The organism is Salinicola lusitanus (assembly GCF_003206045.1).
Classification (GTDB): domain Bacteria; phylum Pseudomonadota; class Gammaproteobacteria; order Pseudomonadales; family Halomonadaceae; genus Salinicola; species Salinicola lusitanus.
In genome coordinates, this window is sequence record NZ_PZJM01000003.1 from 484244 (window position 1) to 503508 (window position 19265).

Annotated in this window: 16 protein-coding genes; 8 read left to right on the forward strand and 8 right to left on the reverse strand. The window is 64.3% G+C overall.

Going from position 1 to position 19265, the window contains the following annotated elements:
* Position 1 precedes the first annotated feature (1 nt).
* A complete protein-coding gene (locus DOM45_RS06015; protein ID WP_110598611.1) occupies positions 2–928 on the forward strand; it encodes an ornithine cyclodeaminase family protein in 927 nt (308 codons plus the stop codon).
* A gap of 137 nt (positions 929–1065) precedes the next feature.
* Positions 1066–2013: an oxygen-dependent tRNA uridine(34) hydroxylase TrhO gene (gene trhO / locus DOM45_RS06020; RefSeq protein WP_110598612.1), complete on the forward strand. Its 948-nt coding sequence runs from the start codon at positions 1066–1068 to the stop codon at positions 2011–2013.
* A 75-nt stretch (positions 2014–2088) separates the two neighbouring features.
* Here trhO and DOM45_RS06025 read toward each other — a convergent pair whose 3' ends face one another.
* Together DOM45_RS06025 and glnE are read right to left on the reverse strand one after the other, a co-directional pair.
* Positions 2089–2706: a YrbL family protein gene (locus DOM45_RS06025; protein ID WP_157958356.1), complete on the reverse strand. Its 618-nt coding sequence runs from the start codon at positions 2704–2706 to the stop codon at positions 2089–2091.
* 69 nt (positions 2707–2775) lie between these two features.
* Positions 2776–5736 carry a bifunctional [glutamate--ammonia ligase]-adenylyl-L-tyrosine phosphorylase/[glutamate--ammonia-ligase] adenylyltransferase gene (glnE, locus tag DOM45_RS06030; protein WP_110598614.1) on the reverse strand — a complete coding sequence of 987 codons (2961 nt, stop codon included), beginning with the start codon at positions 5734–5736 and terminating at the stop codon, positions 2776–2778.
* A gap of 300 nt (positions 5737–6036) precedes the next feature.
* Between glnE and DOM45_RS06035 the strand changes: the two genes are divergently transcribed.
* From DOM45_RS06035 to DOM45_RS06045, 3 genes are all read left to right on the forward strand, one after another.
* The gene (locus DOM45_RS06035; protein WP_110598615.1) at positions 6037–7017 is read left to right on the forward strand and encodes a Bug family tripartite tricarboxylate transporter substrate binding protein; all 981 of its coding nucleotides are present in this window, start codon (positions 6037–6039) and stop codon (positions 7015–7017) included.
* Positions 7018–7092: 75 nt separating this feature from the next.
* Positions 7093–7653: a tripartite tricarboxylate transporter TctB family protein gene (locus DOM45_RS06040; RefSeq protein WP_157958357.1), complete on the forward strand. Its 561-nt coding sequence runs from the start codon at positions 7093–7095 to the stop codon at positions 7651–7653.
* Between the two features lie 2 nt (positions 7654–7655).
* Positions 7656–9185 (forward strand): tripartite tricarboxylate transporter permease, encoded by a 1530-nt coding sequence (locus DOM45_RS06045; RefSeq protein ID WP_110598617.1) that lies wholly within the window; start codon positions 7656–7658, stop codon positions 9183–9185.
* 2 nt (positions 9186–9187) lie between these two features.
* Here DOM45_RS06045 and DOM45_RS06050 read toward each other — a convergent pair whose 3' ends face one another.
* The 5 genes from DOM45_RS06050 to DOM45_RS06070 all read right to left on the reverse strand — a co-directional run bounded on the left by DOM45_RS06050 (position 9188) and on the right by DOM45_RS06070 (position 14881).
* Positions 9188–10993: an MGH1-like glycoside hydrolase domain-containing protein gene (locus DOM45_RS06050; protein WP_240612318.1), complete on the reverse strand. Its 1806-nt coding sequence runs from the start codon at positions 10991–10993 to the stop codon at positions 9188–9190.
* 92 nt (positions 10994–11085) lie between these two features.
* Complete coding sequence (locus DOM45_RS06055) at positions 11086–12141, reverse strand: ABC transporter ATP-binding protein (RefSeq protein WP_110598619.1); 1056 nt, start codon at positions 12139–12141, stop codon at positions 11086–11088.
* On the reverse strand, positions 12141–12926 hold the full coding sequence (locus tag DOM45_RS06060; protein WP_110598620.1) for an ABC transporter permease: 786 nt from the start codon (positions 12924–12926) through the stop codon (positions 12141–12143). The genes DOM45_RS06055 and DOM45_RS06060 overlap by 1 nt, the downstream gene beginning before the upstream one ends.
* Positions 12923–13810: an ABC transporter permease gene (locus tag DOM45_RS06065; RefSeq protein WP_110598621.1), complete on the reverse strand. Its 888-nt coding sequence runs from the start codon at positions 13808–13810 to the stop codon at positions 12923–12925. Before DOM45_RS06065 ends, DOM45_RS06060 begins: the two co-directional genes overlap by 4 nt.
* A 9-nt stretch (positions 13811–13819) precedes the next feature.
* Positions 13820–14881 (reverse strand): ABC transporter substrate-binding protein, encoded by a 1062-nt coding sequence (locus DOM45_RS06070; RefSeq protein ID WP_110598622.1) that lies wholly within the window; start codon positions 14879–14881, stop codon positions 13820–13822.
* A 196-nt stretch (positions 14882–15077) separates the two neighbouring features.
* Between DOM45_RS06070 and DOM45_RS06075 the strand changes: the two genes are divergently transcribed.
* From DOM45_RS06075 to DOM45_RS06085, 3 genes are read left to right on the forward strand one after another with little or no spacing between them, the layout of a single operon-like run.
* Positions 15078–15821 (forward strand): GntR family transcriptional regulator, encoded by a 744-nt coding sequence (locus DOM45_RS06075; protein WP_205909400.1) that lies wholly within the window; start codon positions 15078–15080, stop codon positions 15819–15821.
* 2 nt (positions 15822–15823) lie between these two features.
* A complete protein-coding gene (locus DOM45_RS06080; protein ID WP_110598624.1) occupies positions 15824–16852 on the forward strand; it encodes an ADP-ribosylglycohydrolase family protein in 1029 nt (342 codons plus the stop codon).
* Positions 16849–17805: a PfkB family carbohydrate kinase gene (locus tag DOM45_RS06085; RefSeq protein WP_167404612.1), complete on the forward strand. Its 957-nt coding sequence runs from the start codon at positions 16849–16851 to the stop codon at positions 17803–17805. The genes DOM45_RS06080 and DOM45_RS06085 overlap by 4 nt, the downstream gene beginning before the upstream one ends.
* Before the next feature lie 113 nt (positions 17806–17918).
* Here the strand turns inward: DOM45_RS06085 and DOM45_RS06090 are convergent, their stop codons facing one another.
* Positions 17919–19229: a carbohydrate porin gene (locus DOM45_RS06090; RefSeq protein ID WP_205909401.1), complete on the reverse strand. Its 1311-nt coding sequence runs from the start codon at positions 19227–19229 to the stop codon at positions 17919–17921.
* Positions 19230–19265 lie beyond the last annotated feature (36 nt).

Here is a 19265-nt window from a genome sequence, read left to right on the forward strand (position 1 = left end):
CATGATTCGACAGATAACTTATCAAGAAGCGAGAGAGCGACTTTTCTGGGCCGAAGCCGTCGAGGCCCTGAAGCAGGGCCATCGAGCCGCACGGCCGGAAATCGACGATACTTTTCTTGGACCGGCCGACAAGACCCTGCTCAATCGCTCCTGTTTCATCCCCGGTGTCGGCTATGGCGCCAAGGCGGTCACCGTCTTCGACGGCAATGCCGCCCGCGGCCTGGAGACCGTCCAGGGCGCCATGCTCTATTTCGCCCCCGACGATGGCCAGTTACAGGCGATCATCGAGAGCCGGCTGGTCACCGAGGTCAAGACGGCCAGCGACTCCGTGCTGGGCGCGCTGCTGTTGGCCCGCAGGGAGAGCCGCCATCTGCTCGTCTGCGGTGCCGGCAAGGTCGCGGCCAGCCTGATCGACGCCTATACCGCCCTGTTCCCCGGACTCGAGCGCATCAGCCTGTGGAACCGGACCCACGACAAGGCGCGAGCACTCGCCGGCGCCTGTGAAGCTCGCGGCCTGAACGTGGCCGCGGTGAGCGACCTGGAAGCGGCGGCGAGGTCGGCGGATATCATCGCCAGCGCCACCATGGCGCGAACCCCGTTCCTCCGGGGCGAGTGGATCGCGCCGGGCACGCACGTCGATCTGATCGGCGCGTTCAAGGCTGACATGCGGGAAGCGGACGATACGCTGCTGCAGAAGGCTCGGCTGTTCGTGGACAGCCGCGAGACCACGCTCGGCCACATCGGCGAGCTGAAGATCCCCCTCGCTGCCGGTGTCATCGCCGAGGAGGACATCCTCGGCGACTTCTACGATCTGCTCAGCGGACGTGGGGGCCGACAGAACGAGGCCGATATCACCCTGTTCAAGAATGGTGGCGGCGCCCACCTCGACCTGATGATCGCCCGCTATATCGCCGAAACCACCCGCTAGCCGCGCCCTCCGCTGCGACGGTCGGTCACTGGACGCCAACGCTCAGCGGCGTAAAATGCGCGGCGATCATCGGCGCCATCGTGGCGCCACCCCAACCCGGTCCGCCCTTTGCGAGGGCGACTACCAGGAGCCTAGGCATGTCATCAAACGATCCCGCCATCGTGGTCGCGGCGTTGTATCAGTTCGTCACTCTCGACGACTTCGAAGCCCTGCGCGAGCCGCTGCTCGCCGAAATGCAGCGTCTCGATGTCAAGGGCACGCTGCTGCTCGCCAACGAGGGTATCAACGGTACCGTTTCCGGCACCCGCGATAGCATCGACGCACTGCTCGGCTGGCTCAAGCGCGACGCGCGTTTTGCCGAGCTGGGCCACAAGGAATCCTACTGCGACGCCCACCCGTTCTATCGCACCAAGGTCAAGCTCAAGCGCGAGATCGTGACCATGGGCGTACCGGACGTCGATCCGAACCGTCGGGTCGGCACCTATGTCGAGCCGGAGCAGTGGAACGCGCTGATCGACGATCCCGAAGTGCTGGTCATCGATACGCGCAACGACTACGAAGTGGCCATCGGCAGCTTCGAGGGAGCGGTCGACCCCAGGACCAAGTCGTTCCGCGAGTTCCCCGAGTACGTCAGGCAGCACTACGATCCCAGCCGCCACAAGAAGGTGGCGATGTTCTGCACCGGCGGTATCCGCTGCGAGAAGGCGTCGAGCTTCATGCTCAACGAGGGCTTCGAGGAAGTCTTCCACCTCAAGGGGGGTATCCTGAGCTATCTGGAGCGGGTGCCGGAGACACAGAGTCGCTGGCGCGGCGACTGTTTCGTGTTCGATAACCGGGTCACCGTCCGCCACGACCTGAGCGAGGGCGAGTTCGAGCAGTGTCATGCCTGTCGCATGCCGATCTCCACCGCAGACCAGTCGTCGGACAAGTACACGCCGGGGATCAGTTGCCCCCACTGCTGGGATTCACTGCCGGAAAAGACGCGTGCCAGCGCCCGCGAGCGGCAGAAGCAGATCGAGCTGGCCCGGGCCCGCAACCAGCCGCATCCGATCGGCCGCAACCCGCGCGAAACGTCGAACGCCTGAGGGCGGATGGCAACGGCCTCCCGATCGATTCGGGAGGCCGTCATTCGAACCCCGATGGTATCGCCCGGGCCCGACTCAGTGCGCGCTGCGCACCAGCTCCTTCCTGTCCGGTTCGGGCAGCAGGCCATAGCCACTCAACGTGGCAAAGAACCGTCGCATGCGACGATCGACTTTCTGACGCGCGAACCAGGGCCAGACGTTGGCCAGCGGCATGAAATCCGGATTGGAGACGCCGTCGATCAGCCACAGCCGCCGAGAGCCGTCGGCCCTAAGCTGACAGACGATGTTGCGGTCGTTGATGTCGGACGGCACGATCCAGTTGTCGCGAAGATAGTGATACAGCCCCTGCAGTTCGTCGGCGAACGCATGGGTGGCGAACCAGGCCGTATCGCCCCGATCGCGGCACTGTCGAATGGTGGAGGAGATCCGGCCATCGGCATCGGTCACCAGCCGAAACACCAGCCCGGGACCCTGATCCGTCTCCACCGATCCGAAATATTCCGGGACATGGCGCCAGTCGTCGAGGCCGCGCGCCTTCAGAACGTCGAAGTAGACCTGTTCTCGCTCGTTCTGGTGACTTCCGCGCTCGGGGAACCGGGGCACCTTGATACAGCGCTCGGGCCGTTCCGGATGCCGATAGATCGCCCGGTCGTTGCCGTGGGCAATTTCGTTGAGATGGGAAAGTCGGTGCAAGGTGGGGCCACTCCGAGCCGTAACACAGGCGTCATGACCCGTTAATATTACATTAATCAAACGGCGTTTTCATTGATCTTTCGTCTCATCGTCGGACTCCGGGCGCATCCAGCGATCCCACAGCCGGGAGACCGTAGCGCGATGATCGGCAAAGGCCTCCCCCGCCACCAGGCTTCGCTTCTTGGCCAGTGCCGCCCGGTGACTGGCGTCGCGATAGGCCAGGTAGGCCGCCTGCAGATCGCGGGCATCCTGCTCGGCTAACCTGCCGCTCTGGGCCAGCGCATCCAGCAGCCGCATGTTGTCGGTGACCTCGAGCAGGGCCGGCGTCGTTGCCGACAGGGCCAGCACGGCGTACTGGTTCATGAACTCGATGTCCACCAGGCCGCCGGCATCCTGCTTGAGGTGGAACTGCCCCGCCTCTCTCGCTTCGGCACCGCTACCCAGATGCTCGCGCATCTTGTGCCGCATCCCGACCACTTCACGCCGCAATGCTTCGCAGTCGCGCTCTCGTCCCAGCACTTCCCGCCGGACGGCCTCGAAACGATCGCCCAGGGCGTCGTCACCGGCCACCGCCCGCGCGCGCACCAGTGCCTGATGTTCCCAGCTCCAGGCCTCCTTGCGCTGATACTCGGCGAACGCATCCAGCGACGAGACCAGCAACCCGGCATTGCCCGAGGGACGCAGGCGCATGTCGACCTCGTAGAGCGTGCCACTGGGCGTGGTGGCGGTGAGCAGATGGATGATCCGCTGGCCCAGGCGGGTGAAGAAGACCAGGTTGTCGATCGACTTGGCGCCGTCGGTGACGCCCCGCGGCGCGGCGTCGTAGAGGAATACCAGATCGAGGTCGGAGCCGTAGCCCAACTCGATGCCGCCCAGCTTGCCGTAGCCGACGATCAAAAAGCTCGCCTGAGTCGACGACTCCCTGGCGCTGGGTTGGCCGTAGCGTGCCGCCAGCGAGCGCCACGCCATCCGCAATACGCTATCCAGCACCACCTCGGCGATCGCGGTCAGGTAATCGCTGACCTTCATCAACACGCGCCCCCCGGCGATGTCGGAGGCGGCGACGCGCAGCACCTGGGTCTGCTTGAAGACCCGCATCGCTTCCAGCCAGCTCTCCTCGTCGTCTTCGGGAATCCTTGCCAGCGTCTGGCGCAGCTCATCCGCCAGCCGCTGCTTGTCGGCCGGCGAATAGAGCGTCGCGGGGGTCAGCAGCTCATCGAGCAGGATGGGATGGCGGGCCAGCTGTTCGGCGATCCAGGGGCTGGCCGAGCAGAGCCGGACCAGCGACGGCAGCACCTGCGGATTCTCGCGCAGCAGCGACAGATAGGCGGTGCGCCGAAGCACCGCCTCGATCAGCGGTAGCACGCGCTCGAGGGCCACGCTCGGCGTGTCGCTCTCCGCCGCCGCTTCCAGCAGCAGTGGCATGACGGCGTCGAGCCGCTCGTAGCCGATACGCTGCATCGACTTGACGCCGCGGGAGTCTCGAAAGGCGCTGAGACGCCGCAGCGAATCGGGCAGCTCGAAGCCTGCCGCCGCCAGCGTTCGCTCCGCCTCGGCGTCGTCCATCTCCCCCTGCCATAGCTGCCGCCAGGCGACATCATGCCGGCCCGTCTCGTCCGCCTGGGGCGGCGATTCGTCATCGGGGTCGGCGATCACCGCGTCGAAATGACGTCGCACCCGCTCCCGGCAGGCCGCAAGCGCCTCTCTCAACGCTTCCCAGTCCGGCATCCGCATGGCCATCGCCAACCTCGCCTGGTTCTCCGGGTCGCCCGGCAGCGTCTGCGTCTGGCGGTCCTGCTGCGCCTGCAGCGCATGCTCCAGATCCCGCAGGAAGACGTAGTCCTCCCGCAGCTCGTCGACCACCGCCTGCGGCAGCAGCTCCAGCGTGACCAGTTGCGACATGGCGTCTCGCAGCGAGGTGACCTGGAGTTCGGTATCCCGACCGCCACGGATCAGCTGGAACGCCTGGACCACGAACTCGACCTCACGAATCCCGCCTCGTCCCAGCTTGATGTTGTCGTCTCTTCCCAGCCGCTTGACCTCACGATGGATCATCGCCTTCATGTCACGCAGCGACTCGATCGCGCCGAAGTCGAGATACTTGCGGTAGATGAAGGGCTTGAGCTCGCCGAGCAGCCGGTAACCGGCATCGATGTCGCCGGCGACGGGCCGCGCCTTGAGCATGGCGTAGCGCTCCCACTCGCGCCCCTGATCCTGGTAGTAGCTGGTGAAGGTGTTGAAGCTGCCGACCAGCGGCCCGCCATCGCCCAGCGGACGCAGTCGCATGTCGACCCGGAACACGAAGCCGTCGGCGCTGATCGCGTCCAGCGCGGCAATCAGCTTCTGCCCCAGCTTGGTGAAATACTGCTGGTGCTCGTACTCGCGTGCGCCCCCCTGGGTGGTGCCCTTTTCGGGAAACGCGAAGATCAGATCGATATCCGAGGAGAGATTGAGCTCGCCGGCGCCGAGCTTGCCCATTCCCAGCACGATCAGGCGCTGGGGCGCGCCATCGGCGCTTGGGGCGGGTGTCCCCCAGCGGGCCGCGAAATGTCCCTCGAGCCACCCCAGCGCTCCCTCGAGGCAGATTTCCGCCAGTTCGGAGACGGCGCGGGCGGTCTGCCACATGTCGGCACCGTTGAGGTCGCGCCAGACGGTGCCGAGCATTCGCGCCTGGCGGAAACGGCGCAGGACGCGGTGGAGCGCCTCCTCGTTCTCCGCCTTCGCCAGCGCTTCACCCAGTACCTGCTCGAGCCGTGCCCGTTCCGGAGCGGCTTCCAGCTCGCCCATCTCCAGCGCGGCGGGCAGCAGCGCCGGGCGTGTGGCCAGGGCATCCAGCGCGAAATCCGACAGCAGCACCACGCGGGCGAGTTCGCCCCCCCGGGTCTCGTCCAGCGACCGCCACGCCTCGACGACCGCCGGCTCCCCCTCGGCGTCCAGCGCCTCCTCCAACCGCTGCCTGGCATCGCGGCTGGCGCGCTCCAGTGCCGCGGGGACATCGATGTCGGCAAACCAGCACTCGGGTAACGGCATCAGGGGCTCCAGGCAGGCGATGGGCGGGTCAACGCGGAATAGGCCCGCCCAGCATAACGAAAGCCTCTAGCGAGACCCAAGCGACGAAGGTCGTTGCCTACGTGCCGATGACTCGGCCGATTGGCGCAGTCGCTCGGCCAGATGCACGGTGTCAAACCAAGGTTGTATTACATCGTACGAATAAACCGACTACAAAGGCACAAGCCAATCAGCCGGGTCCAGGTGCACTCCTCCAACCACAAGCGCTCCTCGATCTACCGACCCCGCTCTCGAAGTCCAACCACTGCCAAGGATTACCTCATGACGTTCAAGAAAACCCTGCTGGGAATCGCCTGCCTGGCATCACTGACGGTAGGCACCGCCCAAGCCGACTTCCCGAATCGGGATATCCGCGTCATCGTGCCGGCAGCCGCCGGCGGCGGTACCGACGCCATCGTTCGCAAGGCCTCCAACATCGCCGAAGAGTCGCTGCCCGTCTCGATGTATGTCGAAAACGTGGAAGGCGGCATGACGGCAACCGGCCTGCTCCAGTTGATGAAAGCGCGCCCGGACGGGCAGACCATCGCCGCGATCACCTACGACAGCATCATCACGATCCCGTGGAAGAACATGCTGCCCGGCTTCGACATGGACAAGATGCGCATGATTGCGCGCATCACCAGCGAAGCCGATGCGATCACCGTGCCGGAAAACTCTCCTTACAAGACGCTGGATGACCTGATTGCCGCGGCCAAGGAAAAGCCCAACAGTATCCGCGTCGGCATCCAGAACATGGGGGCCAGAACCCATCTGACGCTGCTGCAGCTCCAGGAACAGACCGGCGCCAAGTTCAAGATCGTCTCCTACGACAACAGCGCAGCGTCGCAAAAGGAAGCCCTGCTCAACGGCGAAGTCGATGCCGTCGTCACCAGTCTCGGCGATCTGGCACCGCTGATCGAGTCCGGCCAGGCGCGCGGTCTGGTCGAATTTTCCGACACCCAGAATGAAGGCTTCCCCAACGTACCGCCGGTCACCGAGACCGATACCGGCCTCGATCTGCAGATGGGCAGCTTCATCATCATGGTGGCCCCGGCGCGTACGCCGGACGACGTGATCGAAAAGCTGGAAACGACCTATCACAAGGCTTACGAGAGCGACGAGTTCCAGCAGTGGCTGAAAAAGATCGGTGTGACACCCGCCTGGCTGGGAGCCGACGACGTGACCCAGTGGGCGAACGATACCCAGCAGCAGCTCTTCAACACCATGGACGATCTGGTCGACCAGGGCGTGCTGGAGAAATAAGCCACCCTCATTCGATTCCACTCACTCTGCGCCATGCTTTACGCATGGCGCAGAGTCGTCAATCCAGGGGTCTCCATGTCTTCTGAACGCTCACTCAAACCTTCGTCTCACCCGTCGTCCCGACGCCCTACCCTGGGCGGTGAATTCTTCGTGCCGGCGGTGCTTGCGCTCATCACCCTGGTCTATCTGATCTCGGCGATCCAGCTCGGTCCGCCGATGAAGGCCGGCAACATGACCGCCTCGTTCTTCCCCATCGCGACCGCCATTCTGATGCTGGTCGCGCTGATCTGCGCCATGGTTCATGCGCTGCGCGGCAGGGCCAGAGCATCCGCCGAATCATCGTCCGTCGACACGGAAAGCCACGCTGAGATTCCCAGCGGTCGCCAGTACGCCGGGCTCTCCCTCGGCGCGATCGGCGTCATCGTGCTGACGGCAGGCTATCTGCTGGCGTTCGATCTGATCGGCTACTTCGTCGCGACGTTCGTCTACGTATTGCTGCTCTGCTGCCTGTTCGGCGGCGGCTTCCGCGATAAATGGCTGACCAAGCTGGTCGCCGCCGTCGCCATCACCCTGGCGGGCTACCTGCTGTTCGAGGTCGTCTTCCAGGTCCGCCTGCCCACTCTCTGGAGTCAATGATCATGGACGCGATCTCCGGGCTGCTGGGTGGCTTCGCCGCCCTCGCCAATCCCGAAACCCTGCTCTACATGATCGGGGGATTCCTGATCGGCACCTTCTTCGGCGCGGTGCCGGGGCTGACATCGGTACTGGCCATTGCCCTGCTGCTGCCGCTGACCTACAGCCTCGACGTGACCACGGCGCTGGTCGCCTGCGCCAGCATCTTCATGGCCGGAATGTGCAGCGGCAGCATCACCGCCACCACCATCAACATTCCCGGGGCGCCCTCGTCGATGATGACCGCGCTGGAAGGTTACCCGATGCAGCAGCGCGGCGAGGGCGCCAAGGCGCTCGGCCATGCCGCACTGGGTTCGATGATCGGCGGTTCGCTGGGCGCCCTGCTGCTGATGGTGATGGCACCGCTGGCGGCGGACGTGGCCCTGCTGATCCGCACACCGGGCAAGTTCTCGCTGATCGCCTTTGCGCTGATCGTGATCATCATTTCCCAGCGCGGATCGATCACCAAGGGCATGATCGCGACCCTGTTCGGCGTCATGATCGCCACCATCGGCATCGACGTGGTCCAGCCGCTGGCCCGCTTCACCTTCGGCACCGGCGTGCTGGTTCAGGGCATCGACATGATGCCGCTGATCATCGGTACCTTCGCCATCAGCGAGCTACTGGTCCAAGCCGACAGCCGCAGCACCCGCACCGTCGACCCGAGCATGATCAAGGCGGCCAAGGTGAGACGTCGCGATTTCATCCCGCCGCTCTCCGAGGTCCGCGAGATCGGCGCGCTGCGCTACCTGAAAAGCGCGGTCATCGGCTATGCGGTCGGCATTCTGCCCGGTGCCGGCGGCTCGATGGCGGCTTTCGTCTCCTACGCCGAATCGATGCGCTCCTCCAAGCACCCGGAGCGTTACGGCAAGGGCAACCCGGAAGGTATCGCGGCGGCAGAGTGCGCCAACAACTCGATGTGCGGCGGCGCGTTCGTGCCGATGCTGACGTTCGGCATCCCCGGCGATCCGACTACCGCCATCGTGCTCGGCGTGCTGGTGATCAACGGCCTCCAGCCCGGCCCGCAGTTCATGACCCAGCAGCTCGACCTGATCGCGCCGATGTTCGCCTCGCTGTTCGTCAGCGCCCTGATCCTGATTCCGCTGACCCTCTACCTGCTCGGCCCCTACTTTCTCAAGATCGTGTCGATACGCCGTGACGTGCTCTACTCGAGCATTGCCATCGTCGCACTGGTGGGCAGCTACGTTGCCACCTACTCCACGTTCCAGATGGCGCTGGCATTGGTGTTCGGCGTGTTGGCCTACTACCTGCGCAAGCAGAAGTATCCTACTGTCTGCCTGCTGCTGGGATTCGTGCTCGGTCCGAGCCTGGAGGAGTACTGCCGTCGAGCGCTTTCCATCAACGACGGTAACCCGCTGATCTTCTTCACCAGCCCGGATAGCCTCTTCTTCATCGCGCTGACCGCGGTGTTCTTCTACTTCATGGTGATCCGCAAACCCAAGGACCGAGGACTGGGAACGCCACCGGCGGGGTGAGGCTATCTCGAGAGCAGGCCGGAGAGTGGCACCAGGCCATGATCCGGCCTCGCCACGCCAGAGCTCCAGGGCGTCACGTCGACCGTCTGCGCGACTGCCATCGCCGCCATCAATGCCCCCCAGGAATAGAAGGAATCGGTATCGGGCTGATCGGTGATGGCGCCGGTTTCGGGGTGAAAGTTCTCGCCGCAGATTCGCTCCCGCCAGCCATCCTGGAACAGTCGCCAGCTCTTGTCGGCGAGTTCGCGGGCCTGCTCGTGAAATCCGGCGCGCAGCAAGCCACGCTGGGTCCAGAAGTTGAGTGTCGGCCAGACGCGCCCGCGCCAGTAGACGTTGTCCTGATAACTGGGGTCGTCTCGAGCCACCGAGGGCAACCCCACGTCCCCCCCGAACTTCTCCCACGGGAGCAGGTAGTTGTTGACTAACGCAGTCGCCTGCTCCGAGGTGGCCGCCCCGGCGACGAGCGGATAGAACGAAGTGGGCGCCAACTGGCGCACAAAGCTGCCACCCCGCAATCGATTGGCGAATACGCCGCGCTCGGCATCCCACAGCTGGTCGCGGATGCGGGCCACGTGATCGGCATGGCGTGCCCGCAGCCGTTTCGCCGTCGCCACCTCGCCGAGTCGATCCGCCATCGATATCAGCATCTCGTTATCCAGCGCCAGCAGGCTGTTGGCACCGACATCGAACGCCTGCAGCAGACCGGTGGCGGGATCGAACGGGGCATCGTCGTGGACCGGACTGTTGTCCATCGCCGACTCGTTCTTGGCGCCCAGCTTGGTACCCCGGTAGAGCCCTCGCCCGACCCCCGGGGTAGTGCCATAGGCCACCAGCCCGGCGCCAGCCAGTTCACGATGACGCCACCACCAGTCGAAGTTGGCCAGCAGCCTGGGAAACGCCCAGCGGATCAAGCCTTCATCCCCGCTGCGCTGGTAGAGATTCCAGACGACGTAGCCAAGAATCGGCAGTTGGCTGCGATCGATCCAGGCGTCGTTGCCGGTCACCAGACAGGGAAAATTACCCGCCTCGGTCTGAAACGAGAAGATCGCCGCCAGATTGTCCTTGGCGCCTTGAAGATCGATGTGTCCCCACAGCCAGGCATTGAAGGCGACGTCATCGAGCCAGACGCCGAAGCCGCCGAACTTCTGTGTGCTCCAGAAACGCGTCAAGCCGGTGTAGGGCCGACGATTGACGGCATCGTAGACATGGTTCCAGCGGATCACGTCATTGATCGCCTGCAGCGCCTGCTGCGCGCCGCCGGGCGGATGCGCATCGGCCAACGCCCAGTCTTCCCGGGGCAGCGCCGGTATGTCGATCGTGCCCTGCCGACAGACGATCCGCTGCCGGGGCATCTCTTCCAGGTTGAAGCGCAGTGCGGCGGTCGTGCCACTCTCGGCCCGGGAGCCGAGATAGAAATAGCCTCTGTCGAGGAACTCCTGGCGCACTGCGTCCAGGTCATCGTGAAAGGTCACGAGCAGAGGCGCGTGGGCTGCCCTGACCCGCAGCGAGCGATCACGCGGTGCGTCGGCCACGTCATTCCGGAGCTCACCGCTCCCCTCGTCGAAATGCCAGCGACCGCCTCCGTGGACGACCAGGGCGACCCAGAATCGCAACCCCCACTCACCGGTCTCGCGAGTCTGCCACTCGATCTCGATACCGTCGACGTCGAAGCAAAACCGCCAGTCGAGCACCGTACCGTGGAACTCACTCCGCAGGCGCGCTTCCCCGCCGTCCAGCGAGCGCATGCCGAATCGCGTCTGCGAGGGAGTGAGCAGGGAAACCGCGTTCGCGCTGGCCGCGTAGAGCATCGGTGTCAAGCGAACGTTCAACTCCGGATGCACGAGTTCCGCCGGACGATCCGGATTCCACGTCCCCCAACCGAGATTTCGCCGCCCCTCGCTCATGCTTCGACCGGAATGGTATCCGCCACGCGCCATGTCAGCCGCACTCGCTGGCCTGGTTGTAGCTCGGCCGTGGCGCGGTTCTGGGCGAAGACACGCAGATGAATGTCATTACGGCGCAGCAGATAACTCAGGCTGTTACCGGCGAAGATGATCTCCTGAAGCTCCGCCTCGAGGAGATTGTGGTCGGCAAGAGGGGGCTCCCCCTCCTCGGCGATCGCCATTTTTTCCGGGCGTACCGCACAGGTGGCTTTGCCGACGCCGGTCAAGGGTGCGGTAGCGCGCAGCCTCGTGCCGTCGGAAAGCGCCAGCTCGCCGTCGTCGACATCACCTTCGAACAGGTTGGCATCGCCCAGGAAAGTCGCGGCGAAGGCTGTCGCCGGGCGCTCGTAGAGTTCTCGCGGCGGCCCTTCCTGCAGCAGTTTGCCATCCTTGAGCACCCCGACCTTGTCGCTCAGCGTCAAGGCCTCCTCCTGATCGTGGGTCACGAAGATCGTGGTGATGCCCACTTCGCGCTGAATACGCTTCAGCTCGACCTGCATTCCGAGGCGCAGCGCCTTGTCGAGCGCGCTGAGCGGTTCATCGAGCAGCAGCACCCGAGGACGGAAGACGATGGCGCGCGCCAAGGCCACACGCTGGCGCTGGCCGCCGGAGAGCTGGTGCGGTTTACGCTCGTCGTAGCCGGAGAGCCTGACCAGTTCCAGCGCCTCGCCGACTCGCGCCTTGATCTCGGGCTTCGGCGTGCTGCGCACCATCAGTCCGAAGGCGACGTTGTCGAACACGCTCATGTTGGGGAACAGCGCGTAGTTCTGGAACATCATGCCGATATTGCGCTTCTCCACCGGCAGCGACTCGACCGCTTCACCACCGATCAGAATCTCGCCACTGTCCGGAAAGCTGAAGCCAGCGATCTGGCGCAGCAGGGTCGTCTTGCCGCTGCCGGAGGGCCCAAGCAGGGCATAGAAGCCGCCGTCGGCGAATTCGATCGAGACGTCGTCCAGCGCCTGAAACTCGCCGAAGGACTTGTTGACATGGGATACGGTGACAGATGCCATCAGCGATCGCCTCCAAAACGGTAGAAACGGGACACGATCACCAGCAGGGTGATGGAGAAGGCGATCACGAGCGTGGAGATGGCGTTGATCTCCGGCGTGAACCCTTTCTTGATCGCGGTATAGATCTCTACCGGTAGCGTGCTGACACCCGGCACCGACAGAAAGTAGGAGATCACGAACTGATCGAACGATACCGCAAACGCAAACAGGGCTCCCGCGATGAACCCCGGAGCCAGATAAGGCAGGGTCACGTGGCGTATGACCTGCCACGGATTCGCCCCCAGTGAGCGAGCGGCCGCCTCCAGGTCGGGGTCGAACCCCTTGATGCGTGCCGAGACGACGATGATCACGTAAGGCAGTGCCAGTGCCACATGCCCCAGGATCATGGCGTGCAAGCCGCGCCCGATGCCGCTCCAGAAAAAGAACAGCAACATCGCGGTACCGGTGATCAACCACGGAATCGCGATCGGCGGAAACAGCGCAGCCTGCAGCACCTTCTTGAAGCGAAAGTCATAGCGGAAGAAGGCGATCGATGCCGCCGTTCCCAGCACGCTGGCGATCACCGTGGTCGCCAGCGCCACCAGGAGGCTGTTGCGCGTGGACTCCAGCAGTCGAGTGTTGTGGGCCAGCTTGACATACCAGTCGAAGGTCCAATCGATGGGCAGCATGTAGAACTGTGACGAATTGAAGGACATCGCGGCCATCACCAGGATCGGCAGGTAGAGAAACGCCAGCACCAGGCCGAGATAGATCCGCGCCAGCATGTTGGTCGGCCGGGCTTTCATGATGCCCTCCTCAGAATCGGCTGGAAGATGGCGAAGATGATCAGTACGCAGGCCAGCAGGATGAACGACAGTGCCGCTCCCAACGGCCAGTTGAAGACCGAGGTGAACTGGTCCTCGATCACCGTGCCCAGAAAGGTGCCCTCGCGACCTCCGAGGATCCTCGGCTCCATGAAGGAGCCGATCACCGGCACAAAAATCAGCACGGCGCCGGCGACGATTCCTGGCATGGAGAGCGGCAGGATGATACGTCGCAGCACGGTCAGACGACTCGCGCCCATCGAGCGCGCGGCATCGATCAGATCGTCATCGATGGTCGACAGCGAGATGTAGCAGGTCAGGATCATGTAGGGCAGGTAAGAGTGGACCAGCCCGATCACCACCGCCTCGTAGGTGAACATCAGCCGGAGCGAGCCGAACCCCGGGATCAGCCAGTCGAGCAGGCTTTCCAGGATACCGTTGCCGCGCAGCACCATGGTCCACGAGAAGACCCGGATCAGCGCGTTGCTCCAGAACGGGATGATCACCATCAGAAACAGGGCCTCGCGCCAGCGCCCCTTGATGGTCTTGGCCAGCACGTAGGCGCAGGGAAAGCCGATCAGAAAGCACCACAACGCCACCTCGAAGCCGAGCCTGAGCGAGCGCAGCATCAGCGTGCGATAGAAGTCTTCCTGGAAAAACGCCGCATAATTGGACAGCGTGACCTGCCAGTCGCGTCCCGGTAGCGGCACGTCACTCAGGAAGCTGAAGTAGAACATCGCTGCCAGCGGCAGGAGGATGGTGACGATCAGCCACAGATAGGCCGGCCCCGTCAGCCCCAGAATGCTCTTGGCATTGGAGGGCTGTCGGCGGCGTGTCGGCGAACGCTTGGTGTCGGAAACAGCCATCGCCCCGAATTACTCCTGGTAGAAGGTCTTGGTTTCCTGCCACACCTCGAGCATCTTCTCGCGCGTCGCATCGCTCATCGGCCCCATGAAGGGAAGAGTGTTGACCGTCTTGAGCTCCTCGATCAGCGTCTTGTTGAAGGCGCCATCGGGTAGCTGGGCGACGGCCTTCTCATTAGCGGAGATGGGCGCCCCCACCTCGGTATCCCACTGCACGTAGAACTCAGGATCGATCATCCAGTCGATGAACTGCTTGGCAGCCTCGGGATGAGGCGCATCCGTCGGCAGCGAGAGCCCGTCGAGCCAAGCGATGGCGCCTTCACGGGGCACGATGAACTCGATGGGAAGACCGAAGTTATTCTTCGAGCGCGCCGCCGATCCACTCCAGTAAGTCGCCAGATCGAATTCACCGGAGGCCATGTACTGGTTCCACTCGTTCTCGGAGTTCCAGAAAGTCCGAATCTGCGGTTTGAGTGCGTGGAGACGCTCACGAATGAGGTCGTAATCGCTGGGGTCATTGATGTCCTGACCGGTCGCCAGTGCTGCGAACTGGCAGGATTCGACCGCGTCGTCACGCCAGCCCAGGCGTCCCGCATGCGCCGGGTTCCACAGCTCCATGATGGAATTCGGCTTGGCGTCGAAAGCGCCGGTATTGATGGCAAACGACGTCACGCCCCAAAGCCAGGCGACGCCGAACAGCTTGCCGTCGTGCAGGAGGTTGGAGTTCCGGGCGAGTCGTGGCTGCAGACCGTCGCTGTGCGGGAAGTCGGCCAGATCGAGGGGCTGGATCAGCCCCTCCCTCGCCGCCTGCTGAGTGTAGGCGGAATTGACCAGGACCACGTCGTAGGTGCCGGGGTTGGTACGCAGCTTGGTCAGCATCTCCTGCTCGGAGTTGAAGTACTCGTGCGCGACTGTGTTGCCGGTGGCCTTCTCGAACTGTTCGAGCGACCAATCCTCGTCGGTGCCATACCCCTGCCAGTTGAGCACGCGGATCGTGTCCGCCTGGGCCAGGCCCGTGGCCGTGGAGAGAGCCGCGACGAGCGCGATGGAACGAATGAAGCCATACCCTTTCATGGTGTTGCCCCCTGTTTATCGGATTGTTATTTCGGCTACCGCCAACGTCGTCGCACCCGTTTTCACCGCCCGCCTTGCACCGTCTCAAGGCCCCTTCTGAAGTCGCCTTGACGTGATCTCCCGCACCATCGCGGCAGGCTGAAAGCGTGCTTCATTGCACTCGCTGCGTCGCGTTGTCGCCGCTGACGCAAAGTGCTTGATCGACGTTCCGCTTCACTGTACAAGACTAAACATGCACAAACCTGTTCGATTTGACAAGAAGCAACGCGTCATCGACGAGTTGACTCGAAGGATTCACAGCGGCCGATTGCGTCGCGGCAAGCGTCTGCCTGGCGAACACCAGTTGGCCGAAGAACTCGAGGTCAGCCGCGGTACCCTGCGTGAGGCCTTGCTGGAGCTCAAGCGGCAGTCCTACATCGCAACGCAGACCGGCGTCGGCTCCATCGTGACCTACGATGGCGTCGAAATAGACCCGCAACGCGGCTGGGCCCAGGCACTGGCCGAAACCGGAGCCGACCTCCAGGTCGAGATGCTGCGATTGGCGACGATCGAAGAGGCCGACTTGCAGACCCGCTTTGGGGTCGAGCGCTTCATCGCCGTCGATCGCCGCCGCTCCACCCGCGACGGGCTGTTCGTCTCGCTGGAGCGCTCACGGGTCCCTGCCCTGCCCGCGCTGATCGACCTGCCCGCACGCGGCTTGGTCGATGATTCACTGACCGCGACGCTCAGGGCCGCCGGGCTCGAAGTGACGCGCGGCGAACAGAGCGTCGATATCGCCTATCTGGACGCAGAAAGCGCCAACCTGCTCACCCGTGACATCGGCACGCCAGTGCTGCGTTCGACGCGAACCACGTTCAATCAGCAGGGTTCATTGGTCGAGCACGTGGTGAGCTTGCTCGATCCTGACCATTTTCGATTACATTTGCATTTTGGAACCTGACCATGTTCGATGCCGCCGATCACGCGTCTCCGCTGCGTCAACGGGCACTCGGTGCCTTCTACGGGCTCGCGCTGGGAGATGCCTTGGGCATGCCGACTCAGTCACTGAGCCGACAGCAGATCGTGGCGACCTTCGGCGAGATCACCACGTTGATCGATGCTCGCGCTGACCAACCGATCGCACCCGGCATGCCGGCGGGCAGCATCACCGACGACACCGAACAGGCGATGCTGGTCGCGGACCTGCTCATCGACGGTCGCGGGTCGATAGATCCCCTGACCTTCGCCGAGCGTCTGATCGCCTGGGAAGATGACATGCGTGCCCGCGGCTCGCGGGACCTGCTCGGACCGTCGACCCAGCGGGCGGTGGCACGCATCACCCAAGGCATTCCGCCCGAAGAGGCCGGCCGCCTGGGCGCCACCAATGGTGCGGCAATGCGCATCACGCCGGTCGGCATCGCGTTCGATGTGGCGTACACAGAACGCTTCATGGAGGCCGTCTACGCGGCCAGCAGCGTGACCCACAACACCGGTCTGGGCATCGCTGGGGCCGCCTCGGTGGCAGCGACCATCTCCGCGGGTCTCAATGGTGCGGCGCTGGCGCAGGCGCTCGATATCGGTACCGAATTCGCCGAGCACGGCGAAAGGCTGGGTTACTGGTTCGCTGGTGCACGCCTCGCGCCGCGCATCCGTTGGATACGCTCACAAATGGCCGGCATCAGCGACGCCACCGCCATCACCCTCCTCAACGACCTGGTCGGCACTTCGGTACTGGCGCAGGAGTCGATCGTGGCCGCCTTTGCCCTGGCCGAGCTGGCGGGCGACGCGCCGCAGCGCGCGCTCTGCCTGGCGGCCAGTCTGGGCGGCGACACGGATACGATTGCCGCCATTCTTGGCGCGATGCTGGGCGCATGCGCGGGGCTGGACGCCTTGCCGAGCGACCTGATCGACCAGGTCAAGCGCCGCAACCGCCTGGATCTCGAGCCTCGGGTCGAGACACTGCTGGCGCTACGCGCAAGCACCTCGCCGTGACTGGCCTCCCCCACTCACCGCTCCCCGCCAGGCTCTGGCATACGGGCCAGGCGATCGTCGACATCGTGATGTCGATCGAGGCGCTGCCGCCCCCGGGCGGCGATGTCATCGCGCAGTCGGCGAATCACGAAGTCGGCGGGGGATTCAATGTGATGGCCGCCGCCCGCCGCTACGGGATGCCAGTCATCTATGCCGGAGAACATGGAACCGGGCCCATGGGGTCCCGCGTGCGAGAGGCGCTCGTCAACGAAGGCATCGTATTGGCGAGAGAGCCAAACCCCGCTGGCGACAGCGGCTTCTGCATCGCCCTGACCGATGCGGCTGGCGAGCGCACGTTCGTGTCTCATATCGGCGTGGAGGGGCAGGTCGGCGCCGAGCGTCTCGGGGCCCTGCCGGTGGCCGACAATGACTGGATCTATATCAGCGGCTATAGCCTGGCGTACCCCGGCAAGGCCTCCGCCCTGCTCGACTGGCTGGAGACGCTGGCCGCAACCTGCGCCGTCGTCTTCGACCCAGGCCCGCTGCTGGCCCGTATCGATCACCGCCAGCTCGCGCGATTACTGCCTCGGATAGCGATATGGAGCAGCAACGCCAGTGAAACGCGAACGTTCGCCGGCCGTGACGAGCTGGAATCGGGTATCGCCGTGATCGCCTCGCGCCTGAACAGGTCGGCCGCGGTCGTCGTGCGGGACGGTCCGCGGGGGTGCTGGCTGCATCACGACGGCGAGACGCGAGCCATCGAAGGGTTCGCGAGCCAAGCCATCGACACCAATGGGGCGGGGGACGCTCATACTGGCGTCATGGTCGCGGCACTGGCCGAGGGCACTTCCCTGCCCACTGCCTGCGCTCGTGCCAATGCGGCAGCGGCGATTGCCGTCTCCCGCCGGGGACCCGCCACAGCGCCTGATCGCGAGGAGCTGGAAAACTATCTCGAAGCCAACCTCGCCCGGTAGGCGGACGACGCAGCCGGGCGAAGCGGGCCAACGACAACTGCCGGCAGCCCGCCCCGGCTCTCAAGCCGAGCAAGCGCCGTCTCGCACGCTCGGCTACTGTTTCCCGCCGGCGCTCAGAAACTCGCCGTGATCATGGTGCCCGCCACCCAGGCGTTGTCGACCGAATCCACCGCCGACGGGTTGGCGACGTACTGCAGGTTCGGGCGCAGGGTGAGCGAGGGGGTGAGGTTGAAGCTGTAGTAGATCTCCGCGTCGTACTCGTGCCCCTGGCGCGGCAACGGCGCAAGCGAGCCGGCCGGGGTGGCGTTGTAGTAGCCGACATAGTCGTTGACGTCGTCGTTGACATGGAGATAGGCCAGGCCGATTCCCGCGTCGTCCTGCGGGCGGGCATCGAACGGGCCGGCGTAGGTCGCGCCGACCGAGACGTAGCGATCGATACCGGCGGTGTCGCCGTGGTTGGCGTTGCCCATGCTGAACAGGGTCAGGCCGCGATCGGCGTTGCCGCCACGCGTGGTCACCTGCTGCTGGACCACGTAGTAGAGCCCGGTGTTGGTGTCGCTGGTGCGGGTATCCGGCCCATCGCCGTAGGCGCGATTCTCCACGTTCTGGGTGTAGAAACCGAGTTTGTAGGCGCCGGCCATGCCATCCAGCTTCGGCGTGTAGCCCACTTCGACGGGGAACAGGGTGCCCTCGGTGCCGCTGGTGCGCAGATCGAAACCGTTGTCGTTCTCCAGGTTGCTGTCGTTGATGTTGAAAGCGCCGACCTGGGCGTACCACTCGGGGCTGAAGTTGGCACGGATCACCGCCGCCCACTGGGCGATCGGCCAGTTGTAGATGTTGTTGCCCCAGTTGCCGGGCTGAGCGCTGCCAAAGGCGAGGTTCTGGAAATTGCTGTCGATGGTGGCGAAGTCGTCGCCGAACGGGATTCGACCGAGCTTGACGGCGAGCGCGTCATTGAAGAACCGCTGGCGATACCAGAACTGGGTCAGTCGCGTGACCGGCCCGCGCCCCTGGACTTCCTGCACCGACGAGCCACCGACGGTGGCGCCGGGATCGCTCATCCGGTCATTGACGCTGTGGCCGTTGCGATTGGTGACGGTGACCTGAAAGTCAGCAGCGGGAATGCCGGCGAGCTTGTCGAGGTCGAAATTGGCACCGACCGCGAACTGATCCGAGTATTTCGCCACATGGCTATCGTGGTAGCCGCCATCGAGGATCGTGGCCGCCTCGCCCACGTAGTCGAAGTCGAAGGAGATCCCGGCATTCTCCAGCGCCGTGCGCTCGCCCCCCCAATCCCCCAGCAGATAGGGCGAATCCGGGGAGAACGCCGAGTAGGCCTGCGCCGAGCCGATGATTCCGAGACCGCCCAACAGTAGCGCCGACACCCCACCGATTCTGATGACCCGCAACGTGACATGCATCATGACCTGAACTCCCAAAAATAATTAGCACGTTACTAA

Coding starts and splice junctions, on each gene's coding strand:
- DOM45_RS06015 (WP_110598611.1), top strand. CDS start 2: ATGATTCGACAGATAACTTATCAAGAAGCGAGAGAGCGACTTTTCTGG.
- trhO (WP_110598612.1), top strand. CDS start 1,066: ATGTCATCAAACGATCCCGCCATCGTGGTCGCGGCGTTGTATCAGTTC.
- glnE (WP_110598614.1), bottom strand. CDS start 5,736: ATGCCGTTACCCGAGTGCTGGTTTGCCGACATCGATGTCCCCGCGGCA.
- DOM45_RS06035 (WP_110598615.1), top strand. CDS start 6,037: ATGACGTTCAAGAAAACCCTGCTGGGAATCGCCTGCCTGGCATCACTG.
- DOM45_RS06040 (WP_157958357.1), top strand. CDS start 7,093: ATGTCTTCTGAACGCTCACTCAAACCTTCGTCTCACCCGTCGTCCCGA.
- DOM45_RS06045 (WP_110598617.1), top strand. CDS start 7,656: ATGGACGCGATCTCCGGGCTGCTGGGTGGCTTCGCCGCCCTCGCCAAT.
- DOM45_RS06050 (WP_240612318.1), bottom strand. CDS start 10,993: ATGCTCTACGCGGCCAGCGCGAACGCGGTTTCCCTGCTCACTCCCTCG.
- DOM45_RS06055 (WP_110598619.1), bottom strand. CDS start 12,141: ATGGCATCTGTCACCGTATCCCATGTCAACAAGTCCTTCGGCGAGTTT.
- DOM45_RS06060 (WP_110598620.1), bottom strand. CDS start 12,926: ATGAAAGCCCGGCCGACCAACATGCTGGCGCGGATCTATCTCGGCCTG.
- DOM45_RS06065 (WP_110598621.1), bottom strand. CDS start 13,810: ATGGCTGTTTCCGACACCAAGCGTTCGCCGACACGCCGCCGACAGCCC.
- DOM45_RS06070 (WP_110598622.1), bottom strand. CDS start 14,881: ATGAAAGGGTATGGCTTCATTCGTTCCATCGCGCTCGTCGCGGCTCTC.
- DOM45_RS06080 (WP_110598624.1), top strand. CDS start 15,824: ATGTTCGATGCCGCCGATCACGCGTCTCCGCTGCGTCAACGGGCACTC.
- DOM45_RS06090 (WP_205909401.1), bottom strand. CDS start 19,229: ATGATGCATGTCACGTTGCGGGTCATCAGAATCGGTGGGGTGTCGGCG.